Annotated in this window: 15 protein-coding genes; 13 read left to right on the top strand and 2 right to left on the bottom strand. The window is 70.6% G+C overall.

The window, feature by feature from the left end:
- Positions 1-73 precede the first annotated feature (73 nt).
- Positions 74-580: a DinB family protein gene (locus tag ABZ342_RS00910; RefSeq protein WP_360468037.1), complete on the top strand. Its 507-nt coding sequence runs from the start codon at positions 74-76 to the stop codon at positions 578-580.
- On the opposite strand, the gene ABZ342_RS00905 is transcribed toward ABZ342_RS00910, so the two are convergent.
- Both ABZ342_RS00905 and ABZ342_RS00900 read right to left on the bottom strand, forming a co-directional pair.
- Positions 567-1337: a DUF1295 domain-containing protein gene (locus tag ABZ342_RS00905; protein ID WP_360468036.1), complete on the bottom strand. Its 771-nt coding sequence runs from the start codon at positions 1335-1337 to the stop codon at positions 567-569. The genes ABZ342_RS00910 and ABZ342_RS00905 overlap by 14 nt on opposite strands.
- Complete coding sequence (locus tag ABZ342_RS00900) at positions 1337-2602, bottom strand: cyclopropane-fatty-acyl-phospholipid synthase family protein (protein WP_360468035.1); 1266 nt, start codon at positions 2600-2602, stop codon at positions 1337-1339. The genes ABZ342_RS00905 and ABZ342_RS00900 overlap by 1 nt, the downstream gene beginning before the upstream one ends.
- An 82-nt stretch (positions 2603-2684) precedes the next feature.
- Between ABZ342_RS00900 and ABZ342_RS00895 the strand changes: the two genes are divergently transcribed.
- The 12 genes from ABZ342_RS00895 to ileS all read left to right on the top strand — a co-directional run bounded on the left by ABZ342_RS00895 (position 2685) and on the right by ileS (position 15376).
- Positions 2685-3956 carry an FAD-dependent oxidoreductase gene (locus ABZ342_RS00895; protein ID WP_360468034.1) on the top strand — a complete coding sequence of 424 codons (1272 nt, stop codon included), beginning with the start codon at positions 2685-2687 and terminating at the stop codon, positions 3954-3956.
- On the top strand, positions 3950-4684 hold the full coding sequence (locus tag ABZ342_RS00890) for a DUF1365 domain-containing protein (protein ID WP_360468144.1): 735 nt from the start codon (positions 3950-3952) through the stop codon (positions 4682-4684). Before ABZ342_RS00895 ends, ABZ342_RS00890 begins: the two co-directional genes overlap by 7 nt.
- The gene (gene sigK, locus ABZ342_RS00885; RefSeq protein ID WP_155546029.1) at positions 4677-5282 is read left to right on the top strand and encodes an ECF RNA polymerase sigma factor SigK; all 606 of its coding nucleotides are present in this window, start codon (positions 4677-4679) and stop codon (positions 5280-5282) included. Before ABZ342_RS00890 ends, sigK begins: the two co-directional genes overlap by 8 nt.
- Before the next feature lie 11 nt (positions 5283-5293).
- Positions 5294-6049, top strand: coding sequence for an anti-sigma factor (locus ABZ342_RS00880; RefSeq protein ID WP_360468143.1), 756 nt, complete (start codon positions 5294-5296; stop codon positions 6047-6049).
- A gap of 243 nt (positions 6050-6292) precedes the next feature.
- Entirely contained in the window at positions 6293-7600 is a 1308-nt protein-coding gene (gene ftsZ / locus ABZ342_RS00875) for a cell division protein FtsZ (RefSeq protein WP_155546030.1), read from the top strand.
- Positions 7601-7680: 80 nt separating this feature from the next.
- Positions 7681-8385 (top strand): peptidoglycan editing factor PgeF, encoded by a 705-nt coding sequence (gene pgeF / locus ABZ342_RS00870; RefSeq protein WP_360468033.1) that lies wholly within the window; start codon positions 7681-7683, stop codon positions 8383-8385.
- Positions 8382-9110, top strand: coding sequence for a YggS family pyridoxal phosphate-dependent enzyme (locus tag ABZ342_RS00865; protein WP_360468032.1), 729 nt, complete (start codon positions 8382-8384; stop codon positions 9108-9110). The genes pgeF and ABZ342_RS00865 overlap by 4 nt, the downstream gene beginning before the upstream one ends.
- 96 nt (positions 9111-9206) lie before the next feature.
- Positions 9207-9806: a cell division protein SepF gene (gene sepF / locus ABZ342_RS00860; protein WP_155546033.1), complete on the top strand. Its 600-nt coding sequence runs from the start codon at positions 9207-9209 to the stop codon at positions 9804-9806.
- A gap of 115 nt (positions 9807-9921) precedes the next feature.
- Positions 9922-10197, top strand: coding sequence for a YggT family protein (locus tag ABZ342_RS00855; RefSeq protein ID WP_072477845.1), 276 nt, complete (start codon positions 9922-9924; stop codon positions 10195-10197).
- A gap of 54 nt (positions 10198-10251) precedes the next feature.
- A complete protein-coding gene (locus ABZ342_RS00850; protein WP_155546034.1) occupies positions 10252-11097 on the top strand; it encodes a DivIVA domain-containing protein in 846 nt (281 codons plus the stop codon).
- Between the two features lie 122 nt (positions 11098-11219).
- Positions 11220-11867 (top strand): hypothetical protein, encoded by a 648-nt coding sequence (locus ABZ342_RS00845; protein WP_360468031.1) that lies wholly within the window; start codon positions 11220-11222, stop codon positions 11865-11867.
- Positions 11868-12217: 350 nt separating this feature from the next.
- Positions 12218-15376, top strand: a complete 3159-nt coding sequence (gene ileS / locus ABZ342_RS00840; RefSeq protein WP_360468030.1) for an isoleucine--tRNA ligase — start codon at positions 12218-12220, stop codon at positions 15374-15376.
- Positions 15377-15389: the final 13 nt, after the last annotated feature.

The following is a 15389-nucleotide window of genomic DNA, read 5'->3' as shown; positions in this document are numbered from 1 at the left end:
GATAAACCTAGCCCACGATTACATCGTGCGCAAGGTATCGGAAGTGTCGGACCACTCTGGCAGAGTCCGGCCCATGACCGAACGACCGCAGCGCCCGGAGGTTCCGCTCACCGGCGGCGAGCGCGAAATCCTGACGAGCCTGCTCGACTACCACCGCGCCACCGTCGCGTGGAAGTCCGGCGGGCTGACCGAAGCCCAAGCCCGCCAGGCGCACCTGCCCAGCGAGCTGACGACCGTCGCCGGCCTGGTCGCCCACCTCACCCTGAACGAGTGGTTCTGGTTCGCCGTGGTCGTCGACGGCGAAGAAGACACCTGGGAGGCCAAGCTCGAGCAGGACCCGGACGCCGAGTTCCGGGTCCCGTCCGGGACGACCCTCGAAACGCTGCTCGCCGACTACGAAAAGCAGTCCGCCCGCAGCCGCGAGATCGTCGCGAAACACGGCCTGGACGACGAGGTGACCCACAAGGACGAGACCTTCAACGTCCGCTGGGTGCTCGCGCACATGATCGAGGAGACCGCCCGGCACGTCGGCCACCTCGACGTGCTGCGCGAGCTGACCGACGGGCTCACCGGGGAGTGACCTTCTTGGGCGGCAACGGGAAGAACCCGCTGGTCCGCTCGACGTAGTGCGCGTACGCCGGGCGCGTGCGCGCCATCCCCTTCTCCAGCATGGGTTTCCCCGTGCCGCGGGCCAGGGTGAACGTCATCGCCACGGGGGAGAGGATCGTCAGCGCGCCCGGCCACGTCGAGCAGGCGAGCAGGTAGAGGCCCCACCACACGCACGCGTCGCCGAAGTAGTTCGGGTGCCGCGTGTAGCGCCACAACCCCGTGTCGAGGACCTTGCCCTTGTTCTCCGGGTCGGCCTTGAAGCGGCGCAGCTGGTCGTCACCGATCGTCTCGAACCCGAACCCGACCAGCCACACCGCGATGCCGAGCCAGCCGAGCACCCCGATCCCGGTGCCGTACATCGCGAACTGCACCGGTAGCGACACGAAGTACAGGATCAGCCCCTGGAACAGGTACACGCGCGTGAAGATCCGGAGCGGCTCCTGCCGCATCCGCGCGTACCGCGGGTCCTCGGGCAGCTTGTGGTTGCGCAGGTGCAGGTGCAGCGAGAGCCGCCCGCCCCAGACGACGGTCAGCACCGTGACCACCAGCCGCAGCGTCAACGGCCCGTCGCCGAAGGGGAACGCGGCGAGCGCGACGATCGCGAACCCGAGCCCCCAGAACGTGTCGACCGTGTCGTAGCGCTTGCGCGCCCGCGCGATCCCGAAGGTCAGCACCACCGCCACGAGCGTGACGCCGGCGGTGAAGAGCAGCGTCCCGCCGAGCGCCATCAGAGCCACTCCCGCGTCGCCGGCATGCCGCTCGCGCCGTGGTCGTCCGGTCGCACGCTCAAGATCTGGTCCACACCCATCCGGTTCTCCTCGAACGCCAGCGCCCCGCCCACCAGGTACAGCCGCCAGACCCGCGCGCCGGTCTCGCCGATCAGCGCGACGACGTCGGCCCAGTTCTCCTCCAGGGTGTCGGCCCAGGCCCGCACCGTCCAGACGTAGTGCTCGCGCATCGCGTGCACGTCCCGGACCTCGAGCCCGGCGTTCTCCAGGTGCTCGACGGTCCGGCCGACCGGCCGCATGGTCATGTCGGGGGCGATGTAGCGCTCGATGAACGCGCCGCCGCCCGGGGCGACGTTCCCGCGGGACATCTGCTGGATCAGCACGCGGCCGCCCGGCTTGACCATCTTGTGCAGCGTCGCCGCGTACGTCGGGTAGTTGACCTCGCCGACGTGCTCGCCCATCTCGATCGACGCCACCGCGTCGAACGGCGCGTCCGGCAGCTCGCGGTAGTCCTGGCGCCGGACCTCGACGCGGTCTTCGAGGTCGTGCTGGGCGAGCCGCCCGCGGATGTGCTGCAGCTGCTCGGCCGAGAGCGTGATGCCGACGGCGTGCACGCCGTGGTGCTTGGCCGCGTGGACCAGCAGCGAGCCCCAGCCGCAGCCGATGTCGAGCAGCCGCATGCCCGGCCGCAGCCCCAGCTTGCGGCAGATCATCTCCAGCTTGTCGTGCTGCGCCTGCTCGAGGCTCTGCGACTCGGCGGTGAAGTACGCGCTGGAGTAGGCCATCGACTCGTCCAGCAGCAGCTGGTAGAAGGCGTTGCCCAGGTCGTAGTGGTGGGCGATGGCCGACTTGTCCCGCAGCAGGCTGTGCAGCTTGCCCGTCAGCCGGGCCTCTTCGGCCGGCGGCTTCGGCGGCGGCCCGACGACGCCGAGGCGAGCGGCGAGGGAAGCGGCTTCGGCCCAGTCGCGCGGGCCGAGCTTCACTCGGTTGAGCTCACCCGAGCGGGTGAGGTCCCAGATCCGGCGGAAGCCGTCCGCCAGATCTCCTTCGACGTCGAGATCACCGGTGACGTAGGCGCGGGCGAGACCCAGCTCACCCGGCGCGAAGAGGAGACGACGGAGGGCGCGGCGGTTGCGCAGCACCACCGTGGGCGCGTCAACTGGGCCGGCGCGGGTTCCGTCCCAGGTCCGCAGGCCCACGGGGAGCTGCCCGCCGAGCAGCTTTTCGGCGAATGAGGCGAGGCGGTGCGCGGTGGTGTTCGGCATGTCCGGGATTCGCTCTCTCCTGCGCGGTGGATTGGTGCCGCGTCCATCCAATCCACAACCGGGGCGGCGGCGAATCACCGGTGTGGAGATCACGGGAGAACGCATCGCCGTCATCGGCAGCGGGGTGGCCGGGCTGACGGCGGCATACCTGCTGCAACGCAAGCACGAGGTCCTGCTCTTCGAGTCCGACGACCGGCTCGGCGGGCACGCGCACACCCACGACGTCCCCAGTGCCCACGGCGGCACCATCGGGGTCGACTCGGGGTTCATCGTCCACAACGAGCGCACGTACCCGACGCTGCTGAGGCTGTTCGCGGAGCTCGGCGTGCGCACCCGCGACACCGAGATGTCGATGAGCATCCGGTGCGACGGCTGCGGCCTGCAGTACGCCGGCGCGAAGGGGCTGCCGGGCCTGTTCGCCCAGCGCGGCAACCTCGCGCGGCCCCGCTACCTGCGGATGCTGGCCGAGGTGAAGAAGTTCCACCGGCACGCCAAGCGCCTGCTGGACGCGAAAGACGCCGGCGACGTCACGCTCGGCGCGTTCCTCGCCATCGGCGGCTACACCCGCTACTTCACCGACCACTTCATGCTGCCGCTGGTCTCGACGGTCTGGTCGGCCGACCGCAGCGACACGCTGCGCTACCCGGCGCGCTACCTGTTCGAGTTCCTCCGCAACCACGGCATGCTCTCGGTCAAGAACTCGCCGGCCTGGCGGACCGTCGTCGGCGGGTCCCGCGAGTACGTCGAGCGCGCGGCCAAGCAGCTCACCGCGGTGCACCTGTCCACGCCGGTCCGGTCGGTGCTGCGGACCGCGGGCGGCAGCGTGGAGATCCGCGACGACGCCGACACCCCGCACCGCGTCGACCGGGTCGTCATCGCCACCCACGCCGACCAGGCGCTGTCCCTGCTGGCCAACCCGACCGCCGCCGAGCGCGAGGTGCTCGGCGCCTTCCGCTATTCGGCCAACGAGGCCTGGCTGCACACCGACACGAGCGTGCTGCCGTCGCTGGCCGACGCCCGCGCGGGCTGGAACTACCGCGCCCCGGTGTGCGGCGCCCCGACCGGCGCGGTCCAGGTCAGCTACGACATGAACCGCCTGATGCGCCTCGACGAGCCGACCGGCTACGTCGTCACGCTCAACCCGGGCGAGGGCACCGGCAAGGAGGCGCTGGTCGCCAAGATGCACTACGAGCACCCGGTCTACACCCCGGAATCCGTTGCGGCGCAACGACGACTGCCCGAGCTCAACGACGGCGTCTTCGCCTACGCCGGCGCCTACCACGGCTGGGGCTTCCACGAAGACGGCTGCTCGTCGGGGGCCCGCGCCGCCGAAAGCCTCGGAGTCGCCTGGTGACGAACGCGCTCTACGACGCCACGGTCGCGCACGTGCGGCGGATCGACCCGCCGCACTCCTTCGCGCACCGCGTGTACCTGTGGCTGGTGGACCTGGACGCGCCGCCGCGGCTGCCGTGGTGGCTGCGGCCGTTCGCCCGGTTCGACCGCCGGGACCACTTCGTCGCGGGCGACCCGCGGGGGATCCGGGAGAAGCTGGACGCGTGGCTCGCCGAGCGCGACGTCGACCTGCGCGGCGGCAAGGTCGTCATGCTGGCCGCCGCCCGCGTGCTCGGGTACGTGTTCAACCCGATCAGCGTCTACTGGTGCCACGACCCGGAGGGCCGGCTCGCGTGCGTCGTCGCCGAGGTGCACAACACCTACGGCGGCCGGCACGCCTACCTGCTGAACCCCGACGAGGCCGGGTGCGCCCGCGCGGCCAAGGAGTTCTACGTCTCGCCGTTCCAGGAGATGGACGGCGAGTACCGGATGCGCCTGCCCCGCCCGGAAGCGTTGCTCGACCTCACCGTGGCGTTGCGCCGCGGGAGTTCGACGCCGCTGGTCGCTACGCTGCGGGGAGTCCGCCGCCCGGTGGACCCGCGGTGGCTGGTCCGGCTCGTGCTGGCCCGGCCGCTGCTCCCGCAGCGGGTGTCCGCGCTGATCCGCCGCCACGGCGTCGCGTTGTGGCTGCGGAAGGCGCCGGTCATCGCGCGCACCCCGCAGAACGCCGGAGGACAGCTGCATGGATGAGCAGGCCCGCCAGCGCCACATCGCGCCGGTGCCCGCCGAAGTCCCGGCCGGTCCGACGGCCGAAGAGCTGATGGCGCGCGTCGCCAAGGGTGACGAGCGGGCCTTCGAGCTGCTCTACGACCAGCTCGCCGGGCCGATCTTCGGTCTGGTGCGGCGGATCGTGCGCGACGCGGCCCAGTCCGAGGAGGTCGCCCAGGAGGTGCTTGTCGAGCTCTGGCGCACCGCGACGCGGTACGCGCCGGACAAGGGCTCGGCGCTGAACTGGGCGATGACGCTGGCGCACCGCCGCGCGGTCGACCGCGTCCGCTCGGCGCGTGCCAGCACCGAGCGCGAGCAGAAGGCGACCTTCGAAGCCGCCCGCGGCCGGCCGTTCGACGAGGTCGCCGAGTCCGTCACCGCGCGGCTCGAACGCTCCCAGGTACGCCGGTGCCTGTCCTTCCTGACCGATCTGCAGCGCGAATCCGTGCTGCTCGCCTACTACCAGGGCTACACCTATCGCGAGGTGGCGGAAGTGCTGTCGACGCCGCAAGGAACCATCAAGACGCGGCTTCGGGACGGCCTGATCCGCCTGCGTGACTGCTTGGGGGTGACCGCGTGAGCACGCCGGAGATGCACACCCTGGCGGGCGCGTTCGCGCTCGACGCGGTGTCGGACATCGAGCGGGCGGAGTTCTCCCGCCACCTCGAGCAGTGCGACTCCTGCGCGCAGGAGGTCGCCGAGCTGCGCGCGACCGCGGCCCGCCTGGGCGCGGCGATGGCCGAGGAGCCGCCGCCGGAGTTCAAGGACCGCGTCATGACCGCCATGCACGCCACCCGCCAGCTGCCGCCGCGGACGCGGCCCGGCTCGCCGGACCGGCAGCGGCGGTCGGCGCGCGCCCCGCGCTGGGCGGTCGTCGTGGCGGCCGCGGCCGCCGTCGTCGGGCTCGCCGCGGGCGGGGTGTTCGGCGGGATCGCGCTGACCCAGCAGCAGGAGCTGCAGTCCGCGCAGACCCAGCTCGACCAGGCGAAGGACCGGTACGCGCCGGTCGCCGCGCTGCTCGCGGCCCCGGACGCGAAGACCGCGCACGGCGAGGCACCGACCGGCGGCGGCGTGACGGTCGTGCTGTCGAAGTCGCTGAACCGCGTGATGGTGATGGACGCCGGGCTGCCGGCGCAGGCGGGCGGGAAGGTCTACGAGGCCTGGCTGATCACCGGCAAGAACGCGCCGCGCTCGGCCGGCGTGATCGCCTCGGCGGCCGACGGCGGCCTGGTCGTCGCGGAGGGTGTCGGGAGCGCCGACCACCTGGCGGTGAGCCTCGAGCAGGCCGGCGGATCGCCCAGCGGGGCACCCACCGAGGTGCTCATGAGCATGCCCGTCCCGGCCTGACCGGAGCGCCATAGCAGACGCGGCCGGAGCGGTGCTCCCGGCTCCTCGCTCTTGCGCGCTCGAACGTGTTGTGGCAAAACACCTTTGCGACACACGGCGTGCCTACTGGATTAGAGCGTGCCTGGTGCCTACCGTCCTGCCTAACGTCGGCAGTTGACATAACTCTCGATCTGCGGTTTAGGTTGAGAGTCGATCATCCGCCGGCGGGCTGTACGGGCACAACGATCAGGAAGGCGGACTTCGATGACGCCCCCGCACAACTACCTTGCGGTGATCAAGGTGGTCGGCATCGGCGGTGGCGGCGTGAACGCCGTGAACCGCATGATCGAGGTCGGCCTCAAGGGTGTCGAGTTCATCGCGGTGAACACCGACGCCCAGGCACTGCTCATGTCCGACGCCGACGTCAAGCTGGACATCGGCCGCGAACTCACCCGGGGCCTCGGCGCGGGCGCCGCCCCCGAGGTCGGCCAGAAGGCCGCCGAAGACCACCGTGAAGAGATCGAAGAGGTCATCAAGGGCGCCGACATGGTGTTCGTGACGGCCGGCGAAGGCGGCGGCACCGGCACCGGTGGCGCCCCGGTCGTGGCGCAGATCGCCCGCAAGCTGGGCGCGCTGACCATCGGCGTCGTGACCCGCCCGTTCACCTTCGAGGGCAAGCGCCGCGGCAAGCAGGCCGAGGACGGCATCCAGTCGCTGCGCAACGAGTGCGACACCCTCATCGTGATCCCGAACGACCGGCTGCTGCAGCTCGGCGACATCGGCGTCTCGCTGATGGACGCGTTCCGCTCCGCGGACGAGGTGCTGCTGTCCGGTGTCCAGGGCATCACCGACCTGATCACCACGCCGGGCCTGATCAACCTCGACTTCGCCGACGTCAAGAGCGTCATGTCCGGCGCGGGCTCGGCGTTGATGGGGATAGGGAGCGCACGCGGTGAAGGCAGGGCCATCCAGGCGGCCGAGAAGGCGATCAACTCGCCGCTCCTCGAGGCCTCCATGGACGGTGCGCACGGCGCGCTGCTTTCGATCGCGGGTGGTTCGGACCTGGGTCTGTTCGAGATCAACGAGGCCGCCTCGCTGGTGCAGGAGTCGGCGCACCCGGACGCCAACATCATCTTCGGCACGATCATCGACGACTCCCTCGGCGACGAGGTCCGCGTCACGGTGATCGCGGCCGGGTTCGACGCGGGCGCACCGACGCACAAGAAGCTCGACCCGTCGACGTTCGGCTCCGGCTCGCGCCAGGGCTCGACCACCGCGTCGGCCTCGGCCGGCCAGGTGTCGCACCCGCCGACGCCGCCGTCGGGAGCCACGCCGGTGCCGTCGGCCGGCAGCTCCGGCTACCCGGTCGCGCCGCCGCGGTCGCACTCGCCGCTGCCTTCGGCCACCGGGAGCCAGTCTTCGGGCGGGCTCCCGCAGCCGGGTGGCGGCTCGCGCGGCTACTCGCCGATGGGCTCCAACGCGACCCAGGGCAGCCTGCCCGGCCGCGCGATGCCGGTGCACGACGACCCGTCGGACGACGAGGTCGACGTCCCGCCGTTCATGCGGCGCTGACGACACTGTTCCGTGAAGGCCTCCTGGCCGGCTTTCCAGGCCGATCAGGAGGCCTTCACCGCGTTTGGGAGGATGGCGGCATGCGGGTTCGGCGAGTGGTCACGACCAGGGCGGGCGGCGCGTCCCGGCCGCCGTACGACACGTTCAACCTGGGCGACCACGTCGGCGACGACGAGGGGAACGTCTTCGCGAACCGCAAGCGCCTCGCCGCCGAGCTGGGCCTGGCCGAGGACAAGCTGGCCTGGATGGAACAGGTCCACGGCCGCACCGCGACCACTGTGGACGGCTCCGAGACCCGGGCCGCCGAAGCGACCGACGCGCTCGTGACCGCGACCCCGGGCGTCGCGCTCGTGGTGCTGGTCGCCGACTGCGTCCCCATCCTGCTGGCCGACGCCGAGGCCGGGGTGGTCTCGGCGGTGCACGCCGGGCGCGTCGGCACCCGGGTCGGCGTCGTCCCGGCGGCGGTCGCCGCGATGCGGGAGGCGGGCGCCGACGTGGGCCGCATCGAAGCCTTGCTCGGGCCGGCCATCTGCGGCGACTGCTACGAGGTCCCGGCCGCCATGGCCGCCGACGTCGAGAAGCACGTTCCCGGCAGTGCCTGCAAGACGCGCCAGGGGACACCCGGCCTCGACCTGCGCGCAGGCCTCTGGCGGCAGCTCGCGGACCTGGGCGTCGGCAAGATCGGCGTCGACCCGCGGTGCACGAACGAGGACAAGACGCTCTTCAGCTACCGCCGCGACGGGACGACCGGGCGGATCGCCGGGATCACCTGGGTCGAGGCATGACCGAGCGCAGGGCCGAGCTGGCCGCGAACCTCGCCGCGGTCGAGGAACGCATCGCCGCCGCCTGCCGCGCCGCCGGACGGGCACGCGAAGACGTCAAGCTGATCGCGGTCACCAAGACATTCCCGGCTTCGGACGCCGCGCTGCTCGCCGACCTCGGCGTCACCGACCTCGGCGAGAACCGCGACCAGGACGCCGGTCCGAAGACGGTCGAAGTCGCCGGGCTGCGGCCCGGCGCCACGCTGCGCTGGCACATGGTCGGCCGGCTGCAGCGGAACAAGGCACGTTCCGTGGTCGAGTGGGCGCAGGAGGTGCAGTCCCTCGACTCGGCCCGGCTCGCCGACGCGCTGGCGAAGGCGGTCCGTGCGGCGAGGGACGCCCAGATACGTGACGAACCCCTCGACGTGCTGATCCAGGCGAGCCTCGACGACGATCCGGAGCGCGGCGGCTGCCCGCTGGACGAGCTCGGCGCGCTCGCCGAGCGCGTCACTCACATGGGTGAACTGCGGCTTCGGGGTCTGATGGCCGTCGCACCCCTCGGCGCCGACCCGTCGGAGGCCTTCGAACGGCTCGCTCGCGCCGGTGAGCGGCTCCGCGAAGATCACCCGAATGCCGCAGAAGTCTCCGCCGGGATGAGCCATGATCTCGAGCAGGCGATCACGCACGGCTCGACCTGTGTGCGTGTCGGAACCGCGTTGCTCGGCGGACGCGGTTTAGCCTCGCCGTAGGGAGCCCGTACGCGGTCACGTTTAGTGGTCGGCCGTACGGGGCACTGACGGCGTGGAGAAACGTTGGTGCGGGAGCGGCTAGGGCTAGGGAGAGGCATGAGCGCGCTGCAGAAGCTGAAGGCCTACTTCGGGATGGTGCCCGCTGACGACGACGGTTACGAAGTCGAGGACGACTATCGACGCGGCTACGACGACGAGTACGACTCCTACGAAGAGCCGGCTCCTCGGTCGTCGCGTTCACGGTACCGCGACGTCGACGACACTTACGACGAGCCTGTCAGCCGCAGCCGGTCACGCTCCGTGGCCAGTGCGGAGCCGGCCGTTCACGGCGCGCTCGCGATGGACCGGCAGCCCGAGCCCGTGGCGCGCCTGCGACCGGTCACCGAACCGGTCGTGCGCCAGCCGGTGCGTGACCCGTTGAGCCGGATCACCACGCTGCACCCGACCAGCTACGCGGAGGCACGGGCGATCGGCGAGCACTACCGCGAGGGCATCCCGGTGATCATGAACCTCACCGAGATGGAGAACGCGGACGCCAAGCGGCTGGTGGACTTCGCCGCCGGGCTGGCCTTCGCGCTGCGCGGGTCGATGGACAAGGTCACCAACAAGGTGTTCCTTCTCTCACCGCCCGATGTGGACGTCACCGCCGAAGACCGTCGGCGGATTGCCGAGGGCGGATTATTCTTGCGGGGCTGAAGTCGCGCGGACCGCTGAGCGCAAGCAGACGTGATTTTGTCGACCCGATGCCGCGTCGACCCCCTCAACAGCGTCTTCTACGAGGACGCCCGGTTAGAGTAGGTACGTGGAAGCTGTGTGGCTGGTCGTCTGGTACGTGCTGTTCGCCTTCTGGCTGCTGCTGACGGCGCGGATCGTGATCGAACTCGTCCGGACGTTCGCCCGTGAGTGGCATCCGGCCGGGGGGGTTGCGGTGACGCTCGAGACCATCTACACAGTGACGGACCCGCCGGTTCGTCTGTTCAGACGAATCATTCCGATGGTTCGAATCGGCGGCGTCGGACTGGACTTGTCGATTATGGTTCTGCTGCTGGTTGTGTTCTTCGCGATGCAACTGGCGACTCCAAGTTGATCGGGGAAGAACTTGGATGGACCCTGCAGGCCATGGAGTGCGTGAGGTGATCTGATGTCGTTGACCCCCGCTGACGTGCATAACGTTGCGTTCAGCAAGCCGCCCATCGGCAAGAGGGGCTACAACGAGGACGAGGTGGACGCGTTCCTCGACCTGGTGGAGACCGAGCTGGCCCGCTTGATCGAAGACAACAACGAGCTGCGCCAGCAGATGGAGCAGCTCGACGCCGAGCTGGAGTCGACTCGTGGCGAGCTCGACAACGCCAAGTCGGCCCCCCCGATGCGTGAAGAGCCGTCGCGCCGGCTGGCGCCGGTGCCGCCGCCGCAGTCCGCCATGGAGCAGACCCAGGCGCACTCGATGGTCGGCGACAGCGCCGAGCCGAACGTGCAGGCCGCCAAGGTCCTGGGCCTCGCCCAGGAGATGGCCGACCGGCTGACCGCCGAGGCGAAGACCGAGTCCGACGGGATGCTGGCCGAGGCCCGCACCAAGTCCGAGCAGCTGCTCTCGGACGCCCGGGCGAAGTCCGACTCGATGGTCAACGAGGCCCGTACTCGGGTCGACACGATGCTGAACGACGCGCGGACCCGGGCGGAGACGCTGGAGCGCCAGGCGCGCGACAAGGCGACGACGCTGGAGCGCGAGTCGCAGCGGAAGTACACCGAGACGATGAACAGCCTCAACGCCGAGAAGGGCGGGCTGGGCAAGAAGATCGAAGAGCTGCGCACGATCGAGCGGGAGTACCGCACGAGGTTGCGCGGGTTCCTCGAGTCCCAGCTGCGCGAGCTCGACGACCGCGGCTCCGCGGCCCCGGCGTCGGCGTCGTCGAACTCCGGGCAGTCGTCCGGTTCGACGAGCGGCGGCCAGGGCTACTCGTTCGGCCCGCGGGCCGAAGCGGGCTGATTTTCCTCCGGGCTCACCCCGCCGGCGCGAGCCGGCGGGGTGAGCCACGGTTCGGAGTCGATCCGATACCGCAGGTGGGCGGGTCGACCGACGATCTTGCCCCGTTCGTGCTGTAATTCAGCGTGCTTTACATCGTGCTGGTACTGGTACTGGCGGCTCTGGGGTTGCTCGTCACCGCGCTCATCACCGCTTCTTCGCTGTGGGCGTGGGTTTCCATCGGACTCTCGGTGCTGGCCGGGCTGCTGCTGGTCGCCGACTGGCTGCGCCGCCGGCGTCGGTCCGCGGCACCTGCCGAACCCGCACCCGCCGCACCCGCGGCCGAAGAACCGGCCTCCGAAGAGCCCGTCGCCGAAGTGCCGGGCTCCGAGGAGCCGATTGCCGAGGAGCCGGTCTCCGAGGAGTCGTCGGCGGAGAAGCCTCCGGCCGACGCGGAACAGACTGTCCTCATCCCCGCGGCCGGTGACCTGGGGGATCCGGCCGACACCCCCGAGCCCGAGGTGCCGGCGGAACCCGCTGCGGCGGAGGTTCCGGCCGAACCCGAGACCGACCCTGGCGAGGAAGAGACCCCGGCGGCCGACATCGCCGTCCTGGCCGACCTCGAGGACGAGGTCGTGGTGGTCGACGAGCACCCGCGCTACCACCTGACGACGTGCGTCTGGCTGGGTACCCGCGACACGATCCCGATCGGCGTCGGCGAGGCGCGTCAGCTCGGCTTCACCCCCTGTGACCGCTGCCGTCCCGACGCGAACCTGGTCTCCGCTCACCGCTGAGCGACGACACGCGAGTGCGGTGCGACGACACGCCATCGCACCCCCGGTCCGTCCCGAACTCTCCCCGGCCTACGTGCCCCTCGTGACAACCGGGTTGCGCGGGCCGGTTAACCTGGTAACCAGCAAGGCGTCGATCCGGCCATCACCGGGGAGCCTCCGGAAGAACCGAGCGTCACCGCTCTCAGTAGAACCGGACGGGTGCGGCCCGTGACAGCCGTCGAACGAGCGGCCCGGGAGCAAGTGCCGGGCAAGCGGGGTGGTACCGCGGAACGCCGTGAGGCGTCTCGTCCCCGTGTGGGTGACCGGGAGCCGGTCGTCCGTACGAGAGCGACGAACCGAGGAGCACCCGGATGTATCCCCAGGCCAGTCTGGACGACGGCGCAGGAGTTCCTTCGCAGCCGTCCTTCCCCGCGCTGGAGAAGCAGGTCCTCGCCTACTGGGAGAGCGACCGGACGTTCCAGGCGAGCATCGACGCCCGGCCCGCGGGTGAGCACGGCGACAACGAGTACGTCTTCTACGACGGCCCGCCGTTCGCCAACGGCCTGCCGCACTACGGCCACCTGCTCACCGGGTACGTCAAGGACCTGGTGCCGCGCTACCAGACGATGAAGGGCCGCAAGGTCGAGCGCCGCTTCGGCTGGGACACCCACGGCCTGCCCGCCGAACTCGAGGCCATGCGCCAGCTCGGCATCACCGAGACGTCCGAGATCGAAGAGATGGGCATCGCGAAGTTCAACGCGGCTTCGCAGGAGTCCGTGCTGCGCTACACCGACGAGTGGCGCGACTACGTCACCCGCCAGGCCCGCTGGGTCGACTTCGACGACGACTACAAGACCCTCGACGTCACGTACATGGAGTCGGTGCTCTGGGCCTTCAAACGCCTGTGGGACAAGGGACTCGTCTACGAGGGCTACCGCGTCCTGCCGTACTGCTGGCGCGACGCGACGCCGCTGTCCAACCACGAGCTGGGCATGGACGCCGACGTCTACCGCAACCGCCAGGACCCGGCCGTCACGGTCGGTTTCCGGTTGGAGGGCAACGACAACGACCTCGACGGCACCTACCTCCTGATCTGGACGACGACGCCGTGGACGCTGCCGTCCAACCTCGCCACGGCCGTGCACCCGGAGGTGCAGTACGTCGTCGTCGAGCACGACGGCAAGCGGTTCCTGCTCGCCGAAGCGCGGGTCGCCGCGTACGAGCGTGAACTCGGCGAAGAGCCGGCCGTCGTCGCGCGCTACACCGGCGCCGAGCTGCTCGGAACCCGTTACGTCCCACCGTTCCCGTACTTCACCGGCACCGAAAACGCGCACCAGGTGCTGGCCGCGGACTACGTCACCACCGACGACGGCACCGGGATCGTCCACATCGCCCCGGCCTACGGCGCCGACGACAAAGTGGTCACCGACGCCGCCGGCATCCCGCCGGTCACGCCGGTCGACGCGCACGGCAAGTTCGACGCGACCGTGCCGGACTACGAGGGTCAGCAGGTCTTCGACGCCAACCCGAACATCGTGCGGGACCTCAAGAACGGCACGGGTTCCGCGGGGCAGCAGGGCGCCGTGCTGCTGCGGCACGAGACCTACGACCACTCCTACCCGCACTGCTGGCGCTGCCGGAACCCGCTGATCTACCGGGCGGTCTCGTCGTGGTTCGTCGCGGTGACGCAGTTCAAGGACCGGATGGTCGAGCTCAACCAGCAGATCACCTGGTACCCGGAGAACGTCAAGGACGGCCAGTTCGGGAAGTGGCTGGAGAACGCGATCGACTGGTCGATCTCCCGCAACCGGTACTTCGGCACGCCGATCCCGGTGTGGCAGTCCGACGACCCGGAGTACCCGCGCACCGACGTCTACGGCTCGCTCGACGAGCTGGAGGCGGACTTCGGGGTCCGGCTGGACAACCTGCACCGGCCCTACATCGACGAGCTGACCCGGCCGAACCCGGACGACCCGACCGGCAAGTCGACCATGCGCCGCGTCCCGGACGTCCTCGACGTCTGGTTCGACTCCGGCTCGATGCCCTACGCCCAGGTGCACTACCCGTTCGAGAACGCCGACTGGTTCGAGCACCACTACCCGAGCGACTTCATCGTCGAGTACATCGGGCAGACCCGCGGCTGGTTCTACCTGCTGCACGTGCTCGCGACGGCGCTGTTCGACCGGCCGGCGTTCCGAGCCTGCGTCGCGCACGGCATCGTGCTGGGCTCGGACGGCGCGAAGATGTCGAAGTCGCTGCGCAACTACCCGGACGTCAACGAGGTCTTCGAGCGCGACGGCTCCGACGCCATGCGCTGGTACCTCATGTCGAGCCCGATCCTGCGCGGCGGCAACCTGGTCGTCACCGACAAGGGCATCCGCGACGCGGTCCGCCAGGCCGTGCTGCCGCTGTGGAACTCGTACTACTTCCTCGCGCTGTACGCGAACGCCGAAGGCGTGGAAGGCAAGTGGCGCACGGATTCGCCGAACGTGCTCGACCGGTACGTGCTGGCGAAGACGCACGAACTCGTCACCGACGTCGAGTACGCGATGGACCAGTACGACGTCGCGGGCGCGTGCCAGACCGTGCGGGACTTCCTCGAGGTCCTCACGAACTGGTACGTCCGGCGCTCCCGCGAGCGCTTCTGGGCCGGCGACCGGGACGCGATCGACACGCTGCACACCGTCCTGGAGGTGACGTCACGGGTCGCGGCGCCGCTGCTGCCGCTGACCACCGAGGTCGTCTGGCGCGGGCTCACGGGCGGCCGCTCGGTGCACCTCACCGACTGGCCGAACGCGCTCGACCTGCCGGCCGACGCGGCGCTGGTCACCGCGATGGACCGGGTGCGGCAGGTGGCGTCGTCGGCGCTGTCGCTGCGGAAGGCGAACAAGCTGCGCGTGCGGCTGCCGCTGTCGTCGCTGGTCGTGGCGGCCGGCGACGCCGACTCGATGGCGCCCTTCGCGGACATCCTGCGGGACGAGGTGAACGTCAAGGCGGTCGAGCTGACCACCGACGTCGCCGCGCACGGCGGGTTCGAGGTCGCGGTCAACGCGCGGGCGGCGGGTCCCCGCCTGGGCAAGGACGTCCAGACGGTGATCAAGGCCGTCAAGGCGGGCGACTGGTCGCTGCGGGGCGACACCGTCGTCGCGGCCGGGATCTCGCTGCGGGAAGGCGAGTTCGAGCGGCGGCTGGTCGCCAAGAGCGGCGGGGCGGCGGCGGAGCTGCCCGGCGGGTCCGGGCTGGTCCTGATCGACACCGAGGTGACGCCGGAGCTGGCGGCGGAAGGCCTGGTCCGCGACCTGGTCCGGGTCGTGCAGCAGGCCCGCCGCGACGCCGGGCTCGACGTTGCTGACCGGATCGCGCTGACCGTGGACGCGCCGGCCGACGTGGTCGAAGCAGCCCGGACGCACCAGGACTTCCTGGCGTCGGAGACGCTGGCGACGTCGGTGACCCACGCCCCGGTGGCCGACGGCTCGGCCGGCACCGTCGGCGACGGCACGAAGGTGACGGTTTCGGTCGTAAAAGCCTGACCGGCTGTCGTGG

The organism is Amycolatopsis sp. NPDC005961 (assembly GCF_040629235.1).
Taxonomy (GTDB): Bacteria; Actinomycetota; Actinomycetes; order Mycobacteriales; family Pseudonocardiaceae; genus Amycolatopsis; species Amycolatopsis camponoti.
Note: the sequence above shows the minus strand (reverse complement) of the source record. Positions and strands in the feature narration are given on the sequence as shown.

What these genes read in the sequence shown, in the direction of transcription:
- ABZ342_RS00900 (WP_360468035.1), bottom strand. Translation starts at nt 2,602, where the DNA reads ATGCCGAACACCACCGCGCACCGCCTCGCCTCATTCGCCGAAAAGCTG.
- sigK (WP_155546029.1), top strand. Translation starts at nt 4,677, where the DNA reads ATGGATGAGCAGGCCCGCCAGCGCCACATCGCGCCGGTGCCCGCCGAA.
- ABZ342_RS00905 (WP_360468036.1), bottom strand. Translation starts at nt 1,337, where the DNA reads ATGGCGCTCGGCGGGACGCTGCTCTTCACCGCCGGCGTCACGCTCGTG.
- ABZ342_RS00865 (WP_360468032.1), top strand. Translation starts at nt 8,382, where the DNA reads ATGACCGAGCGCAGGGCCGAGCTGGCCGCGAACCTCGCCGCGGTCGAG.
- ABZ342_RS00850 (WP_155546034.1), top strand. Translation starts at nt 10,252, where the DNA reads ATGTCGTTGACCCCCGCTGACGTGCATAACGTTGCGTTCAGCAAGCCG.
- ftsZ (WP_155546030.1), top strand. Translation starts at nt 6,293, where the DNA reads ATGACGCCCCCGCACAACTACCTTGCGGTGATCAAGGTGGTCGGCATC.
- pgeF (WP_360468033.1), top strand. Translation starts at nt 7,681, where the DNA reads ATGCGGGTTCGGCGAGTGGTCACGACCAGGGCGGGCGGCGCGTCCCGG.
- ABZ342_RS00910 (WP_360468037.1), top strand. Translation starts at nt 74, where the DNA reads ATGACCGAACGACCGCAGCGCCCGGAGGTTCCGCTCACCGGCGGCGAG.
- ABZ342_RS00880 (WP_360468143.1), top strand. Translation starts at nt 5,294, where the DNA reads ATGCACACCCTGGCGGGCGCGTTCGCGCTCGACGCGGTGTCGGACATC.
- ileS (WP_360468030.1), top strand. Translation starts at nt 12,218, where the DNA reads ATGTATCCCCAGGCCAGTCTGGACGACGGCGCAGGAGTTCCTTCGCAG.
- sepF (WP_155546033.1), top strand. Translation starts at nt 9,207, where the DNA reads ATGAGCGCGCTGCAGAAGCTGAAGGCCTACTTCGGGATGGTGCCCGCT.